Source organism: Candidatus Neptunochlamydia vexilliferae, from assembly GCF_015356785.1.
Classification (GTDB): Bacteria; Chlamydiota; Chlamydiia; order Chlamydiales; family Simkaniaceae; genus Neptunichlamydia; species Neptunichlamydia vexilliferae.
Genome location: NZ_JAAEJV010000007.1, coordinates 1 through 15,730, shown reverse-complemented (window position 1 = coordinate 15,730; position 15,730 = coordinate 1). Strand labels below are relative to the sequence as shown.

The following is a 15,730-nucleotide window of genomic DNA, read 5'->3' as shown; positions in this document are numbered from 1 at the left end:
AGCTGTTCACTGGCTCCAAAGAGCATCCTTCACTGATGTAATAGGTTTAATTAAAAATTGGAGAAAGCTGTGTCATTGTTGAATAAAGTGTGTATAGATGCCTTTTGTGGAAAATCATGGGCAAATTTTCTAAATAAGAAAATAGGGGCTCCTCTCCTGGGGTTTTCTGTAGGAAACAATTCTTTAGAAGAACAAAGAGTTGGTAACATCTTCTTAAAAAAAAGAAAAACATTCATTTTGAGTGCACAAAGTAGGCACTTTAGCTCATCTAGCTTTAGAAATTCCAAAAACCGAAAAGCTGGAGGTTTCTGGGAGCACCAGTTTTCCACTCAGGCTGGACCAAGTAAGAAAATAAATTACGAGCAAAAAATTAATATTGAAAAATATCTAATTGAGACTGAAACAATTGGAGATTTAGCCCTAAAAAAACATGTAAAAAACTCCCTTAATTGGGCGAAGAAAGAACTTTGTGAGATTAATAGTCTTTTAGAACTTCCTGCGGAGGACACAGCACTCAGAAAAGTAAAGGATATTAGAAATCGGTTTGCAATACAACCCCTTCCAGAGGAGCATACAAAAGGAGCAAGCATTGAAAGTTGGCGTAGTGCTGATAATGTTTTCAGGAAGTTTGCAACTAGAGAAATTCAACCTCTTTATGATGTAATTCATGAGTCTTTAGAAAGAGAAGAGGAAAGAAAAAATAAGGTAGAGTTTTTGGAAGAGGGTTTCTTGTTGGAAGAACAAAAAGAATTAAAAGAAAAGCAGTTCGACTCTGTTTTGAGAGAATTTTATAAAAAATTAAGCCATGATCCAAAAAGGAGAGAGCAGGTTTATTTAGCATATTCACACCCCCATTTAAACTTCCAACAAGAGAAATGGATGCTAGACTTTTTAAAAGAGCTTCGAAGTCATCTTAACGCAGTAGGATGTCATGCCCAATTGGATACAATGGATGTCTCTTCTACTGGAAGCCCGACTCGTCATATGAAGGATATGAAGTATAGTGATACTATTTTGTTATTTGGGTCGAGATCTCTTTTGCATAAACACGAAGAGGAAGAGGGTACACGTGGAATTTCTATAGAGCTGATGTATGTTCAAAGGTTTTTAAGGAAGTGGAAACAGCAAAAGGATCGAGGGATGATTCCAACAGTTCCTAATGTCATCCCAGTGATTTTAGGAGGTAATTTAGAGTCTGCATTCCCAGTAAACTATGAGTCTTACCGTAATGTGCTGGAATGGCCTTCTAAAGGGTATTTCAGAGGAATCCAAGATTTGATTGCTGGGATTTATGGTGGTAGCATACCTGGGTATCGGGATGTGTTTAATAAGCACTGGGAAACTAGTTTTAAAGGCTCAGCGCTTGAAAAAATTGCTACTAATTATGAAGCCAAAAGGAAGGAAGCGATCGCTTTAGTTAAAGAAGATCTGAAAAAAAAAAGCCTTTGATCTATGATGTTAAGGTCTATCCCCCTTCCTCTTCCTATTATGAGTTAGTAGCCTTTTTAGGGGCTTTGGTTCTTGGCGGCACCAGCATTCTGGGCTTTCAGTTTTTGAAGAAATACCTAGAAAGCCCAATAAAAAAATTAGCTAAAAGTGCACGAAAAAAATATTTATCTAAAAATGAGATTAAAATTTTTAACCTTAATGCTATTCATGAGGGGGGCGTTGAACATAAACTTCCTTTAGAAAAGGTTTATACGCGTCTTGCTGTTATAGGCCAAAAAGAAAGGGACGAACAGGCAAAAAAACTCGAGTCACAGGGATGTGAAGGTTCTCGGTTACTTACACATGAAACGATTTTTGAAGCAAAAAAGCCAATAGAGCTCGAAGAGATATGGGAGACTTCAAGACTTAAAAATAAATCCAAGAAAAGAATATTAGTCCTTGGGGCAGCAGGTGTTGGCAAATCCACCTTTTGTCAAAATGCTTCCTACCAGTGGGCAAAAAAAGGGCTTTGGAAAGATACTTTTGACTTAGTTCTTTGGCTTCCCTTAAGAGAGTTGGAAGGTTATTCAGGTGAAAATATTTACCAAATTTTAGAAAAGGAATGTGGGTTATCTCATAATATGTCGCAACTTTTAAAAGATGAGAAAGTAAAAAGTAAAACGCTCCTCATTTTGGATGGGTATGACGAGCTATCGGATAAAACTAAGATGCTTTTTTGCGAGCTATCAAACGCCTTCGATAATATTCTTTTGTCTTCACGGCCATGGCATAGATTTCTTGATTTTGATCCAGATGAAACTGTTGAAATTATGGGATTTGACAAGCAAGGAATTTCTTATTACATCGATAAATACTTTGAGACCTACCCTGAGCAACTAGATGAAGAAGTGAAAATAGATAGAAAAAAGGGTCTTGAAGAAGCGCTTGATAAAGAGCCTATCCTTAGAAGTATCGGATCAATTCCTATTAATCTAACGCTTCTTTGTGCTTACTTTTGCGAAGAAGGAAGTTTTAGTAGAGTAAGCCACCCAATTACGACAACAACTCTTTACGTAGAGGTTACAGACTGGCTTTGCCGCCGATTTTTAATGAAATCTGCAGACCTTAGTAGAAAAGAAGAGACTCCCATTATTGAAGAGCCGTTTGAAGAAAAAAAGGTCAAGCCATTGGCGCTTATTTTAGAAAAGTTAGCTTGGGAAGCGCTCAAAGAAGGAAAACTCTACCTTGATCGACCTAAGATTAATCATTATTTAAAAGCGGAGGAGGTTAGTGATGAAGCTTTAACCCAAATTGGTCTTTTTCCTATTAAAGGAGGGAGGAAAGGAAGGGGGCACTTTCTTCACTTAACCTTTCAAGAATTTTTTGCAGCAAGATATCTAAGAAGGCTATATGAAGATGGTAAGAGAAAAGAAGCTCGAGAGTTTTTAAAGTCGAACAAATTCTCTCCCCGCTACCAATTTATGCTTCGGCTTGCAGCAGGTCTTCTCTCTCTCAAAAAGTCTACAGCAGTGCAGTTCTTTGAAGATCTCTATGCCCAGCCTAGAGACTTGGGACTTACCTATGAGCTAAAGCTATTTGCTAGATGCTTTGAGGAGTCTCAAGGAGCAGAAAAAAAACATTTGAAAGGTTACCACGATCTTTTTGTCGGTTCTGTTTTGCAATATTTGTATAAGGTTCCATTTATAAACCTCCACGCACACCTTCTAAGCGAAAGTGCTCAACTCTTATCCCATGAAAAAATTGTTGGTTTGATTAGAGAAAAATTAAGAGATAAAAGTAAGCAGATAGATACTTTAGGGATGATTACTGATTTGAGGGGACAACCTTTTCCTAAAAAACTTATAAGCCAGGTTATAGGGCTCGTGAAAAATGGAAGTTTTAGATGGCGTGCAGCAAGAGCGCTAATAGAGCTCGTGAAAGGAGGAGAAGAGATAGGAGAAGAGGGAATAGGGGCTCTAACAGAGATCGTAAAAAATAAAGATGGAGGGGATTCTAGAGGGTATGCAGCAAGAGTGCTAGGAGAAGCAGTGAGAAGAGGAGAAGAGATAGGAGAGGGGGGAATGGAGGTGTTAATAGAGCTCGTGAAGGATGAAAGTGGAGGAGAGTCTAGAGGGGATGCAGTAATAGCATTAGGAAAGGTGTTGAAAGGGGGAGAAAAGATAGGAGAAAAAGGAATAAGAGTGATGATAGAGTTCGTGAAAGATAAAGATAGGGGGGATGTAGCAAAAACACTAGTAGAGATAGTAAGAAGGGAAAAAGGAATAGAGGCGCTAATAGAGTTCGTGAAAGATAAAGGAGGAGGGGATTCTAGAGGGTATGCAGCAGAAGCGTTAGGAGAGATAGCGAAAGGAGGAGAAAAGGTCGGAGAAAAAGGAATAGCGGTGTTAATAGAGCTCGTGAAAGATAAAGGAGGAGAGTCTAGCTGGTATGCAGCAGAAGCACTAGGAGAGATAGTGAGAGGAGGAGAAAAAATCGGAGAAAAAAGAATAGAGGCGCTAATAGAACTCGTAAAAGATAAAGATGGGGGAGATTCCAGGTGGCACGCAGCAGCTGCATTAGGAAAGATATCTGCAGGAGGACAAAAGATAGGAGAGAAAAGAATAGAAGCGGTAATAGAGCTCGTGAAGGATGAAAGTGGAGGAGAGTCTAGCTGTTATACAGCAGAAGCACTAGGAGAGATAGTGAGAGGAGGAGAAAAGGTCGGAGAAAAAGGAATAGCGGCGCTAATAGAGATCGTGAAAGATAAAGGAGGAGAGTCTAGCTGGTATGCAGCAGAAGCACTAGGAGAGATAGTGAGAGGAGGAGAAAAAATCGGAGAAAAAAGAATAGAGGCGCTAATAGAACTCGTAAAAGATAAAGATGGGGGAGATTCCAGGTGGTACGCAGCAGCTGCATTAGGAAAAATATCTGCAGGAGGACAAAAGATAGGAGAGGGGGGGATAATGGCGCTAATAGAGCTCGTGAAAGATGGAGGAGATTTTAGAGGGTATGCGATAAGCACATTAGAAGAGATAGTAAGAGGAGGAGAAAAATTCGGGGAAAAAGGGGTAGCGGCGGTAATAGAACTCGTGAAAGATGGAGGACGTCTTGGGTGGGAGGTACTAGAAGTTCTAGGATGGATAGTAAGGGTAGGGGAAAAGGTCGGAGAAAAAGGGGTAGCGGCGGTAATAGAACTCGTGGAGGGTGGAGGATGTCATGGATGGGAGGAGGCACTAGAAGCATTAGGAGAGATAGTGAAAGGAGAAAAAAAAATAGAAGAAAAAGAAAAAGCAGCGCTAATAGAGTTCGTAATAGATATAAATAGAGAAGACTTTAGACGAGATGTAGCAGGAGTACTAGGAGAGATATCTGCCGGAGGAGAAAAGGTAGGAGAAAAAGGAATAGCGTTGTTAATAGAGATTGTGAAAGACAGGGGTGGAGAAGACTCTAGAAGGGTTGCAGCAAGAGCACTAGAAGAGATAATAAACCAAGGTGAAGATATTAAACAAGAAGGTTTAGAGACATTAATAGCCTATGCTGAATCAGAAAAGAGTATCCATCAGCTCCAAGGCCTTGATCTTAGAAAGCTCAATAGGGACCTTTTAGCTTCTAGTTCAGTAGAGACCTTAAGCAAGCTCCATCTAATACTAGGTAGCGCTTATCCCTCTACAGAAGAGACGAAAAACTACAATGTGCTAGATAGTTTTGCTGCTACCAAGTAGCAGTTGGAGGCATCGAGCAAAGAATCGCCTCGGGATTCCCTCCCGAGACAAAGCCAAACTTAGTCCCTCGGTCATAGAGAAGGTTGAACTCCACGTAGTGGGCCCGCAGTTGGTTTTGCTTCGCCTTATCCTCTACCGTATAGGGAGTGTGTTGACGCTTCTTGTAAATCGGAAGGATGGACTCTAAAAACGAAGAGCCCACCCCTTTCCACATTTGAAGATCTTGCTCGAAATCTCCCGTGTTGTAGTGGTCGAAGAAAATGCCGCCCACGCCCCGCTCCTTTTTCCAATGTTTAATGTAAAAGTATTCAGCAGCATTTTGGGAAAACTCCTTGTAAAGCGTATCACCAAGAGAGTCTTTTGCAACTTGATGAAAATGAGCGGTATCCTCTTCATTATCGAAGCCCATAGGGGTGAGGTCATAGCCCCCTCCAAACCACCAGCGCGAAGCGGTTTCGATGTAGCGGACATTCATATGAACGGTAGGCATAAAAGGGTTTGCCATATGAGTGATGAGACTGACTCCCGTTGCAAAAAAGGGTTCATCCTCTTCTTTTAGAGGAAGGCTTTTCCCTCGCACGCCCGACCAGTTAACAGCGGCCTTTTCAAAAACGTCGCCCCGGATCACCGATATCTCGCCGCCACCTCCACCGTGATGGTCCCAACACTTCCGTTCAAAGCGCTGCGCTGGCTCTAACGACTCAAACCCCTGAACAATCTCATCCCGCAGCTCCTTTAAATAGGTCACGATCTCTTCTTGTCTGACACTTTCTACTTGCAACATGGGCACTCTCCTCATTCCAAAACCTTAAAGCATTATTTGGTTTTCTGTCGATATTCTATTTTTTATCTATGTATTTTACTTAATATAAGTAATTTACATATACTGTTCAATATTTATTGAACAGTATAAAGGAGTGAACAGTATGAGGGGCCAGTTTCTAATAGGTTCGAATGAGATGCCAGGAAAAGGAAATGTCTATGCTGATAAATCGGCGATTGTCCTTGAATGGCTTCTTAGAGAGGGGATTAACAGAGAAAATTTTTCGCTACGGGAAATTGTTAAGGATTGTCCTGTCAGGATTGGCCTTGTGCAGCGTGTGCTAAAGGTGCTGGTATTGCATGGGATTGTTGTGGCTGAAGGAATAAGAACGTCTAAAAAATTTGCATTTATTAAGTCTAATCTTCTTTTAGAGAACTGGGTAAGGGAGTATAGTATTTTAAAAAAGTGTAAGCTATGGACCTATCGATTTCCATTCCAAAGCAAGGAAGAAATGATAAGTATGCTTAAGAAAAAGAAGCTTGATCGGAAAGTTGCGTGGGCGCTCCATTCAGCAGCAGAGGGGCATCGGTGTAAAAATACCAATCTTCAAACAACAGAGCTTTACCTATTAGAACCATCGGTCCGAGAGAAAGTAGAAAAAGCGCTTCAGCTAAAGCCACAGGAAACAGGGTATGAGGTGCTGCTGATAGAGCCTTACTATAAAAGCTTACTTCAGCTTGGGAAAGAGACCTATAAAGAAATAAAAATGTCTTCCGTTCTCCTGACATTTCTTGATCTCTATCACTTTCCTCTGCGTGGTCAAGAGCAAGCAGAGTTTTTAGCAGAACGGAAAGGAATGGGTTATGATAGAACTTGAAAAAGAAGATTGAGGAATTTCAGATTTTAAAATAGGAGAAAACAATGGCAACTATAACCCGACTCGAGGGACTTGAAATTCAAAATTTTGAGAATGCTACACCAGAGTATACCTACTTGATAAAAATCATCGTATTTTTTCTAAGTTCTGGTGGCGTTGATAACTTAAAGCAGGCTCTTGCAATTATCAAAAACTATAACATCACTAAGCTTAGTAAGACAGAAAAAAAAGAAGTTAATGCTTTAGCTGGAAAGATTAGCACAATGAAAGATGATATTATTCGCCGTATTCAAGAGACCTGGTATAGAATGCCATGAAAAAAATAGTTATTGCAGGTGGGGGAATTTCAGGGCTTGCGGCCCGTTACTTTTTATCAAAAGCACACCCCGGTGCAGAGATTGTCCTTTATGAAAAGGGTAGTCGCTTAGGAGGGTGTATCGAGTCGGTCGATGCCCCCTATTTTTTTGAACGGGGACCCCGTACCTTTAAGGCATCGCGCTGCCCCGAGCTCCTTGACCTGATCAAGGAGCTAGGTCTAGAAGGCGAGCTTCTCCCTTCAACCAAAGAAGCCGGGAAGCGCTACCTCTGGAAAGACCAAAAACTTCAGAAGGTGGGAGCACTCCTCCTCCCCGCTTGGAAGTCACTGCTTGGTGAGTGGTGCCGTCCCCCCTTTGCAGGAGATGAGACGATTGGAGCCTTTGCGCGGCGGCGGTTTGGAGACTATGTTGCCGAGACCTTTTTCGATCCCATCACCTTAGGAGTTTTTGCAGGGGACAGCGAGCAATTATCGGTCGAGGCGTGTTTTCCCGAGCTAAAGGCTATGGAAAGGACCCATGGATCGATCACTCGAGCCCTATTAAAACGGGAAAAAAAGAAAAAGCCGCAGGGCCTTTTTACATTGCAAGGAGGGATCGAAACCCTGATCGATCGTTTGGTGGAAAAGGGACGGGGACCCATCCACCTCAACCATCTGCTAGAAGGTTTTGAAGGGGACCACACCATTTTGGCCCTTCCTGCAGAAGGGGCCAAACGGTTTTTCGAAGGGGATTTCGAAGCACTGCGCTTTTTTGAAGGGGTGGGGAGCGTTAACTTAGTCGTGGTCAATGTAGTCTTTAGTAAAAAGGTCTTTCCAAAGGAAGGGTTTGGTTACCTGGTCCCTACAAAAGAAAAGGAAAAAATCCTTGGTGTGGTTTTTGATTCGTCGATCTTTCCCGCACAAAACCGGGGGGAGGAGAGCCGCTTTACAGTGATGCTCCGAGAAGGGGGAGAGATAGAGGCCCTTGAAGCGCTCCAGACACATCTAGGAGTTTCAGCTTTGCCAAGTAGCGTTCATGTCAAAGAGTATAAAGGGGCCGTTCCCCAATATGGGGTGGGCCATTTGGAGCGGGTCAAGGCCTTTGAGGCGCACCTGGCAAAATATTATCCACAGGTCGATTGCATTGGAAATTATTTGCGAGGACCATCGGTCAATGCGTGTGTGGCTCAAGGAGCTAGGTTAAGAATAAAGAAGACCCAGTGAAAGAGCATGTTGTAGACCACCATGAGGAGGTAAGGGATGGCGAGAAGAGCTGCGAGGGGGCGGATCAGGAAGCTGTAAAACATGGTGGCGACAAGGGAGATAAAGATCAGTGAGATCGACATGGGCGTCAAGATGTGAACGGGGACATAGAAGAGGCAAAAGGGCCAGACTAGGGTAAAGGTGAGTTGGGAGATCCATGCCCACTTAGCAAAAGTGCGTGTTTGGGAGGAGGGAGCGGTCCAGATCACCGCTCCGGTAATAGCCATCAGGGTATAGAGAAGGGTCCAGACCGGAATGAGCCAGTGAATAGGGAGGACCCAAGGAGGCGTTTGATATTGGTCGTAGATATCCAAAACTCCTTGCAGACTGACAAAGAAGTTGACCAGTTGCACTGTAAAGACAATGGCAAAGAAGATGATGTAGGTTTCGAGTTTTTTCTTCTTCGTCTGCATTTAAACCTGGGAAAAGGAGGAGGAGGTGTTCATAGAAAAACAAGATTCACCCAGAGGTTCTAGTTGCTCCCTTTCTAGATCCATATCGGGAATAAGCTCGAGGGCGCCACTCAAAGCTCCTAAAACGGGAGCAGAAAGGGTTGCTGCTTTGGCAAGGAGGGGGTTTTGATCACACAAGAGCTTTTTTAGGGAGCGACGAAGCCCTAGATAGACCCCAAAGGGAGTCTTTGCAAAGATGATGCTTACCTCTTTCCGGTGGGCAGAAAGTCCCATCCCCAACTTTCCTGCAATCCCGAAGCTAGAGGAGTCGTCAACAATGAGGTGCGCCCCTTCGCCAACTTTTTTAAACTCAGTAGTGACGATCCACTGAGTCTTCGCGGTTGACGAAGATCCGCGGATCCAGTCGATGGTGCACCGTTTATCGACAAAAACGGTTCCTTCTAGGGTCAGAGGGTAAGGGTAAGGCAAAAGAAGGGCCGCCTCTTTCCCTAATAAATCGGCGAGTTGGTCTTCCACTTCCTCTTGGAAGCTTGGCGGCGCAGTCACTCCCCATTCTAGAAGAGCTTTCATTCCCATCTTTTTGACATGGGGGTGGGTGGCAAGTCCTAAACAATCGTTTTTCATAACGGAATAACTGTAGCGCGATCAAAAAAAAAGTGCAAGCAAGACCCCTGGTTTTTAATACCGTTTTTGTCTATCTAGGAATCAGAGTGTATTGAGAGGAAAAATGGAACGATTTCAGTGGGGAATCATCGGAGCTGGTCCAGCGGGGATTGCAGCGATTGGAAAATTGATCGATCAAGGAGTCGATGCGGGCTCCATAGCTTGGGTTGACCCCGATTTTCAGGTAGGAGATCTAGGACAAAAGTGGCGCGCTGTTTCAAGCAACACCTCGGTAAAACTGTTTCTCGACTACTTAAACATTTGTCCAGCCTTTAACTTTGCAAAAGCCCCTCACTTTCGTTTAAAGGACCTTGATCCCGAAAAAACATGTTTGCTCCAAGAGATTGCAGATCCCCTGATTTGGGTGACCGGACAGCTCCGGGAAAAAGTCCGCTCGTTTGAAGGAGAAGTGAGCCTCCTTGAAATGGAAAATAGGGAGTGGATCTTAAAAACAGATAAAGAGGTTCTTGCTGCAAAAAATGTCATTTTAGCAACCGGAGCAGAGCAAAGGAAGCTCGAGTATCCTAACCTTAAGGAAATCTCCCTTGAAAAGGCGCTTGTAGCAGAAAAACTTCCCGACGTGTCTGAGGAAACAGTGGCTGTTTTTGGATCTTCCCACTCGGCGATGATTGTTATAAAAAATCTCCTTGAGTACCCAGCAAAAAAAGTGATTAACTTCCATAGATCTCCCTTGAAATTTGCTGTTTTTTTTGAAGATTGGGTCCTTTTTGATAATACAGGGCTTAAAGGAGAGACCGCCGAGTGGGTACGAAAACATATCCATGGAAAGTATCCCGAGCATTTAAACCGGGTTCTAGCCTCAGATCCAGAGTTTTCTACACTCCTTTCCCAGTGCCAGAGCGTTGTCTATGCCGTAGGTTTTGAAAGGAGAGTTCCCCCAAAGGCCTATCAAATCGGACACCTCACCTACAATGAGTCTAATGGGATTGTCGCGCCTGGCCTCTTTGGGTTGGGAATTGGGTTTCCTCAAAAAGTTGAGGACCGCTTCGGAAACGTAGAATATAGTGTGGGGCTATGGAAGTTCATGGTCTATCTCGACGCCGTTTTGCCCCTATGGATGCGGTACGCTATCTAGAGCGTTTAACCTTCGGGTTGCGGTTAGCAGCTTGATTAAAAAAGGCCTTGCACGAAGGTGAACAAGGCCAAAAAATGTTACCCTGTTTTGAACCATGCCAAAATTTATGATTGATTTTTTTTCATATGCATGGGTATGGTGAATTAGTTTTTTAAAGGAGAATGTGGTGTCGGTTAGTGTAAGTCCAGAACGAATCATTCATGTATCGAGCCGTGGGGGATACGTCGATCCCGATACGATTTCAGAAGACTTCGCCTGTATTTGTTCGATTAATCCCAGGGAAGGGGTAAGGGCGCTTCAAGGCCAGAGAACGGCTCTTTTTGCTCTAGATTCTTACGGAAATTGTGCAACAGAAATGGCAAAAGCTTTAATCTCTGAAGGAGCTTATAATGCTTATGTCCATTATTTTTATCCTAGATTTAACTCGAATAAAACTTTATTAGAAAATCGTTTTCAACAGCTTTTTAGACAGCTAGTGCCCACTCAAAAAGGAAAGGGAGAAGGGATTGACCTTTTTACAACAATTTTTTCCATCGATTTCATTTTAGGCGCATTGAAAGGAAAAGACAGGCAGGTTTTTGACCATTTATTTATCTTGCCGAGTCACCAAAATAAGATTACCGTTGAGTGCTCAAAAATCGAAAAAATTGTGAAAGCTTCAAATGAACAGTTAAAAAAACGATTCTCTTCATTCAGCTATCTTCAGTTCAATGGGAACCTGAGCTTTAAGACTACTCCTGATATTAGAAGTGAAAACCAAAGGGGAGGCTATTTTTCAAACTTTCGCTCGCGCGATTTATATAAGGTCGTTGCACAAAAGAGCAAGGCGTTTGATCCCGTTACCCATAAGAGACTTTTCAAAGAAACGCTTATTATCACTGACTGTAAGAATTTTCTAAACCAGAGTAGTCTATCTACTGCACAAAATTGGAAAAAAGAGATTCCTAAAAAGAGTTGCTTCGATCGCCTTAATGGTTGTAGGGTTGCTATAGTTGTTCATGGGATGAACAATACAGCCCCTGAAGCTTATGATTCTTACGGGAAACTTTCTTCTCAAATTCATATGAATTATGACTACTTGATCTATTACATATGGCCTGGGGCTGGGATACTTGCCCATCAATCATATAATAATGCCCAGGACAGAAGGCTGACTAGCCAGTATGCTGAGCTATTAAAAAACCTTAAAAATGGCTCTGCAAAAATAGATGTAATTGCCCATAGTATGGGTAATCGATTCACTCTTCAAACTCTTAAATTACTTAAGTCCGATTTTAAAAATGTTTTGAGTAATTTTTTTATGGTTGCTCCTGCTGTTCCCCACGATTGTTTTGAGGAGGAAAAAAAACTGTACTATCAATCTTCCCACCTTGCTGACAATATTTTTGTTCTGTGGACGTCTCATGATAATGCTATGAAGGTATACCCCACCTATCCTATGGGAGCTCCTTCAATCAGTGGACTTGGACATGGAGCTCGCAATCCCCAAAAACTTCCTCCCCATGTGATGACGATAGAGCTTTCAAGTATTGTTCCAGGGCATGGGCTTGCTAAGTTTGATAAATCCTTCCCTCTGATTCAACGGCTAGGTGCTTATAAAAAGGAACGCTCAGCTGTTAAAATGGATGAATTGCAACGCGAAGTGCATGCTTTCTTCCAGGAAAGGAACTTACCACTCCGAAATACGCAGTCGGTTTACTTAGGGCATGGGGTAGGGGAAGAGGGAACAGTTTTTGAACGCCCCGTTTGCGACTTTAAAGGCAATATGACACCGACAAAGTGTCTATATGATCCAGACGGAATTTTTGATAATAGGGTTCCCTTAAGGAGTGGTCTATGAAGTGGTTTTACTCCACTCTCTTTATATTCAGTTGTATAATTTTCTCCGGTTTTGCTGAGGGAAAGATTCCTACTGCTCAGGAAAATAGGGAAAGAGCAGAGGAACTTCTTTGCCAGCTTGATGTCGATCTCTCTAGGCTTTTAGCTCGAGAGCAAAAATATATTAAGGAGCATGAAAAATTTCTAAAAGAAGAGGGGGTATGGAAGCAGATGGTAAGGTGCCAAAAAGAATTAAAAAGAAGGGTTATAAAGCAGCGGGAAAAATTTGTCACTTTTAGGGGTAATATCGGGGAAATGGTTTCTCTAAACTATGGGAAAACATCCCTTGGAGAATATGAGGTATCTCTAGCTGAGCTAGAAGTTACCGAATGGTATGTGAATTACATAAGAAAGGTATTATGTTCTTCAAGTCTTCTGTCCTCTAACCCCTAAAAACAATGGGGTGGGTGTCTGACCGTATCCGGTCGCCAAAGCCATACCCCAGTTTTTTCAGCGCATGGTTGTAGGGATCTTTTTCTTCGTGGATGTACTGAGCTTTTTCCTCAACATAAACAATCAGAAGGGCAGGGTGTGTGAGGGGAAAGGAAAACTCAGGAGAAAAAAACGTTCCACTCCCATTTTGATCCAAGATCAGTCCACATGCCACCTTTTGGATTGAGCTCTTTTCATTTAAGGGAAGAAATCGTTCCTCCTCGCCGGAGTTTAAAATTGTTTGGTCAAAGCCGATCCGCAAGGGAGAGACTTTACACAGGTTTGATGCCACCTCTGCCAAGGTTGAGCGGAGGACGATTTTCTTGATCTCCGGGTTTGTGCGCCAGCGATCTCGCTTCTCTGTATCGCTGTAAAGCCGCTTTACATCTTCCTCGCTAAGGAGCCCTTCAAACTCAATATGGTGGTGGCGGTGGAAGAAGTCGTGATGTTCCTTTGTCAGGCCGAAACGCATGTTTACCTTTTATCTATTTTTTGATAGGCTCAGTATAGTTTACTCAAGAGCAAAAGTCCAGATGAATACGTTTGAATATCCTCTAGTGGAAGCCCAAATCGGCTACACCTTTAAAGAAAAATCTCTTATTGGTCAGGCCTTTGTCCACCGCTCCTTTGTCAATGAGAACCGGAACCTCGAGGTGGGCCATAATGAGCGACTAGAGTTTTTGGGTGATGCGGTTTTGGGGCTCATTATGAGCGACTTTCTCTATCTCCACCTTCCCGACCATCCCGAGGGGGAGCTCTCCTACCTCCGTTCCCGCCTTGTCGATGCAACAGCCTGTATCCGCTACCTGAAAAAAATCGATTTAGAGCGGTTCCTCATGGTGGGAAAAGGGGAGGCGATGAACGAAGGGAAGGGGCGGGGGACTCTCCTTGCCGATCTTTTTGAGGCGGTGATCGGAGCGGTCTATCTGGATGGAGGAATAGAGGCAGCCCGCACCTTTTTCTTTGACCATTTTAAAGAAGATGTTTTAGAGATCATTGATAAGCCCCATCGGAACTGGAAGGCTGAGCTCCAGGACTATTGTCAAAAAGAGCACCAAACCCCTCCCACCTACGAGGTGGTGAATGAGGAGGGGCCTGACCACCTCAAAACCTTCCACATCCGGGTCTTCCTGAATGATAAAGAGCTCGGGCAGGGGCGAGGTTCTTCCAAAAAAGAGGGGGAGCAAAGTGCCGCCGAAAATGCAATTAACCGATTAGGAAAATAAAATGGTCAAGCAAAAGTCAGTGTGGGTTTGCAACGAGTGTGGGAACAAGCAATTTAAGTGGACTGGGAGTTGCAACATTTGCAAAAACTGGGATACCCTTACTGAAGAGCTTGAAGTTCCCGAAAAGCAGGGGCGTTTTGAGTCGAAAACCCCACGCACCGTCAAGCCGGTCTTGATCGAAGAGGTCGACACCAAAAGTTTTAAGCGGGTCAATACCGGCTACCGAGAATTTGACCGATTGATGGGTGGGGGGATTGTTGAAGGATCGCTCAACCTCATTGGAGGGGAGCCCGGCATTGGAAAGTCGACGATGCTCCTCCAGCTTGCCAAGCGATTTGCTGACCAAGGGCTGACCGTCCTCTACGTTTGCGGTGAAGAGTCGGCTGAGCAAACCTCCCTCCGCGCCAGGCGGCTCGACATTAAAAGTGACCGGATCTACCTCTTTAGCGAGACCAGTTTTTCAGCGATCCGCGCCCAGGTCGAAAAGCTTCACCCCGATGTTCTCATCGTCGACTCGGTCCAAATCGTCTATAAAACCGAGCTTTCCTCAGCGCCTGGATCGGTCACCCAAGTGCGCGAAATCGCGATGGAGTGCATGCACCTTGCCAAAGGGAACGGCATCACTACCTTCCTCATCGGCCATGTCACCAAAAGTGGCGATCTTGCAGGCCCCCGCGTCCTCGAGCATATCGTTGATACCGTCCTTGAGTTTGAAGGAGACCGGCAACATGGTTACCGCCTGATGCGCTCCATCAAGAACCGCTTTGGCCCCACCGACGATGTCGCCCTTTTCCAAATGGAAGAAAAAGGGCTTTCTGAAATCCTCAACCCGTCGCTCACCTTCCTCGAAGAGCGGATGACCGGCTCTCCCGGCTCTGTGATCATCCCCACGATTGAGGGAACCCGCGCCCTTCTCATCGAGGTCCAAGCGCTCGTTGCGCCCACCTCCTTTGCCACTTCGACCCGCCGCTCGACCGGCCTTGACCAGAAAAGGCTCACCCTTCTCCTCGCCGTCCTCGAAAAGCGGATGGGTTACCAGCTCCATGCCCTTGATGTCTTTGTCTCCATCGCCGGTGGGATGAAGATCACCGAACCAGCGATCGACCTGGGGATCATCCTGGCCATCGCCTCCTGCTACTGCAACAAACCGATCCCCTCCGATACCGTTGTGATGGGTGAGGTGGGTCTCGGCGGCGAAGTCCGCAGTATTCCCCGCATCGAAAGCCGGATCAAAGAAGCGATCAACATGGGCTTTAAGCGGTGCATCCTCTCAACAAAAAACTTTAAGGGCTTAAACAAAAAGCTCACCGAGAAGATCCACCTCCAGGGGGTCACCCGCGTCGAAGAAGCGATCAAGCTTCTTCTGGGTTAGACTCAAAAATTTTCTAGCCTCTAATGAAGTGTGTCTCTAACAAAACTTTTGTTGAACCTGGAAAACAGCCTAGAAATACCTAGTGCTCTGTCAACCCTAAAATTGAGGATAGATTGGTTGAGATTTTTTGGCATGGTTCAAAATACAGCATGCTGAGGTAACACTTCACGACGTAGCTTTTCTTCGCCTTCAGCTCCGAAGCTGTGTCGGTTCAGTGGATTTTTTTTGTTAAGCTGAAAGTCGAGCAAAGCGAATATGGTAAGTGGCTAAAAACCTGGAAAAAAAGAGGCTTGTTCCTTGGT

The 15,730-nt window shown here is 44.0% G+C and carries 14 protein-coding genes; 10 read left to right on the top strand and 4 right to left on the bottom strand.

Going from position 1 to position 15,730, the window contains the following annotated elements:
* Positions 1-78 precede the first annotated feature (78 nt).
* Both NEPTK9_RS02505 and NEPTK9_RS02500 read left to right on the top strand, forming a co-directional pair.
* Positions 79-1,449 (top strand): hypothetical protein, encoded by a 1,371-nt coding sequence (locus NEPTK9_RS02505; protein WP_228546986.1) that lies wholly within the window; start codon positions 79-81, stop codon positions 1,447-1,449.
* On the top strand, positions 1,446-5,150 hold the full coding sequence (locus NEPTK9_RS02500) for an NACHT domain-containing protein (protein WP_194847254.1): 3,705 nt from the start codon (positions 1,446-1,448) through the stop codon (positions 5,148-5,150). Before NEPTK9_RS02505 ends, NEPTK9_RS02500 begins: the two co-directional genes overlap by 4 nt.
* Here the strand turns inward: NEPTK9_RS02500 and hemF are convergent.
* Positions 5,140-5,934, bottom strand: coding sequence for an oxygen-dependent coproporphyrinogen oxidase (gene hemF, locus NEPTK9_RS02495; RefSeq protein WP_194847253.1), 795 nt, complete (start codon positions 5,932-5,934; stop codon positions 5,140-5,142). The genes NEPTK9_RS02500 and hemF overlap by 11 nt on opposite strands.
* A 142-nt stretch (positions 5,935-6,076) precedes the next feature.
* Between hemF and NEPTK9_RS02490 the strand changes: the two genes are divergently transcribed.
* From NEPTK9_RS02490 to hemG, 3 genes are read left to right on the top strand one after another with little or no spacing between them, the layout of a single operon-like run.
* A complete protein-coding gene (locus NEPTK9_RS02490; protein ID WP_194847252.1) occupies positions 6,077-6,790 on the top strand; it encodes a type IV toxin-antitoxin system AbiEi family antitoxin in 714 nt (237 codons plus the stop codon).
* A gap of 44 nt (positions 6,791-6,834) precedes the next feature.
* Positions 6,835-7,107, top strand: a complete 273-nt coding sequence (locus NEPTK9_RS02485; protein WP_194847251.1) for a hypothetical protein — start codon at positions 6,835-6,837, stop codon at positions 7,105-7,107.
* Positions 7,104-8,309, top strand: coding sequence for a protoporphyrinogen oxidase (gene hemG, locus NEPTK9_RS02480; protein WP_194847250.1), 1,206 nt, complete (start codon positions 7,104-7,106; stop codon positions 8,307-8,309). The genes NEPTK9_RS02485 and hemG overlap by 4 nt, the downstream gene beginning before the upstream one ends.
* Here the strand turns inward: hemG and NEPTK9_RS02475 are convergent.
* The gene (locus NEPTK9_RS02475; RefSeq protein ID WP_194847249.1) at positions 8,273-8,761 is read right to left on the bottom strand and encodes a TspO/MBR family protein; all 489 of its coding nucleotides are present in this window, start codon (positions 8,759-8,761) and stop codon (positions 8,273-8,275) included. The genes hemG and NEPTK9_RS02475 overlap by 37 nt on opposite strands.
* On the bottom strand, positions 8,762-9,385 hold the full coding sequence (locus NEPTK9_RS02470; RefSeq protein ID WP_194847248.1) for a PLP-dependent aminotransferase family protein: 624 nt from the start codon (positions 9,383-9,385) through the stop codon (positions 8,762-8,764).
* Between the two features lie 124 nt (positions 9,386-9,509).
* Here NEPTK9_RS02470 and NEPTK9_RS02465 point away from each other — a divergent pair, with 124 nt between their 5' ends.
* The 3 genes from NEPTK9_RS02465 (at position 9,510) to NEPTK9_RS02455 (ending at position 12,791) form a co-directional block, all read left to right on the top strand.
* The gene (locus tag NEPTK9_RS02465) at positions 9,510-10,520 is read left to right on the top strand and encodes an NAD(P)-binding domain-containing protein (RefSeq protein ID WP_194847287.1); all 1,011 of its coding nucleotides are present in this window, start codon (positions 9,510-9,512) and stop codon (positions 10,518-10,520) included.
* Between the two features lie 166 nt (positions 10,521-10,686).
* Positions 10,687-12,360: an alpha/beta hydrolase gene (locus NEPTK9_RS02460; RefSeq protein WP_194847247.1), complete on the top strand. Its 1,674-nt coding sequence runs from the start codon at positions 10,687-10,689 to the stop codon at positions 12,358-12,360.
* Positions 12,357-12,791: a hypothetical protein gene (locus NEPTK9_RS02455; RefSeq protein ID WP_194847246.1), complete on the top strand. Its 435-nt coding sequence runs from the start codon at positions 12,357-12,359 to the stop codon at positions 12,789-12,791. The genes NEPTK9_RS02460 and NEPTK9_RS02455 overlap by 4 nt, the downstream gene beginning before the upstream one ends.
* Here the strand turns inward: NEPTK9_RS02455 and NEPTK9_RS02450 are convergent.
* The gene (locus NEPTK9_RS02450; protein WP_194847245.1) at positions 12,781-13,302 is read right to left on the bottom strand and encodes a hypothetical protein; all 522 of its coding nucleotides are present in this window, start codon (positions 13,300-13,302) and stop codon (positions 12,781-12,783) included. The two genes, NEPTK9_RS02455 and NEPTK9_RS02450, sit on opposite strands and share 11 nt — an antisense overlap.
* A gap of 61 nt (positions 13,303-13,363) precedes the next feature.
* Between NEPTK9_RS02450 and rnc the strand changes: the two genes are divergently transcribed.
* Together rnc and radA are read left to right on the top strand one after the other, a co-directional pair.
* Positions 13,364-14,056 carry a ribonuclease III gene (gene rnc / locus NEPTK9_RS02445; protein ID WP_194847244.1) on the top strand — a complete coding sequence of 231 codons (693 nt, stop codon included), beginning with the start codon at positions 13,364-13,366 and terminating at the stop codon, positions 14,054-14,056.
* 1 nt (position 14,057) lies between these two features.
* Positions 14,058-15,428, top strand: coding sequence for a DNA repair protein RadA (radA, locus tag NEPTK9_RS02440; RefSeq protein WP_194847243.1), 1,371 nt, complete (start codon positions 14,058-14,060; stop codon positions 15,426-15,428).
* Positions 15,429-15,730: the final 302 nt, after the last annotated feature.

Excerpts from the sequence above, each read along its gene's own strand:
- hemF (WP_194847253.1), bottom strand. The coding sequence starts at position 5,934 with ATGTTGCAAGTAGAAAGTGTCAGACAAGAAGAGATCGTGACCTATTTA.
- NEPTK9_RS02490 (WP_194847252.1), top strand. The coding sequence starts at position 6,077 with ATGAGGGGCCAGTTTCTAATAGGTTCGAATGAGATGCCAGGAAAAGGA.
- NEPTK9_RS02485 (WP_194847251.1), top strand. The coding sequence starts at position 6,835 with ATGGCAACTATAACCCGACTCGAGGGACTTGAAATTCAAAATTTTGAG.
- hemG (WP_194847250.1), top strand. The coding sequence starts at position 7,104 with ATGAAAAAAATAGTTATTGCAGGTGGGGGAATTTCAGGGCTTGCGGCC.
- NEPTK9_RS02475 (WP_194847249.1), bottom strand. The coding sequence starts at position 8,761 with ATGCAGACGAAGAAGAAAAAACTCGAAACCTACATCATCTTCTTTGCC.
- NEPTK9_RS02470 (WP_194847248.1), bottom strand. The coding sequence starts at position 9,385 with ATGAAAAACGATTGTTTAGGACTTGCCACCCACCCCCATGTCAAAAAG.
- NEPTK9_RS02455 (WP_194847246.1), top strand. The coding sequence starts at position 12,357 with ATGAAGTGGTTTTACTCCACTCTCTTTATATTCAGTTGTATAATTTTC.
- NEPTK9_RS02450 (WP_194847245.1), bottom strand. The coding sequence starts at position 13,302 with ATGCGTTTCGGCCTGACAAAGGAACATCACGACTTCTTCCACCGCCAC.
- rnc (WP_194847244.1), top strand. The coding sequence starts at position 13,364 with ATGAATACGTTTGAATATCCTCTAGTGGAAGCCCAAATCGGCTACACC.
- radA (WP_194847243.1), top strand. The coding sequence starts at position 14,058 with ATGGTCAAGCAAAAGTCAGTGTGGGTTTGCAACGAGTGTGGGAACAAG.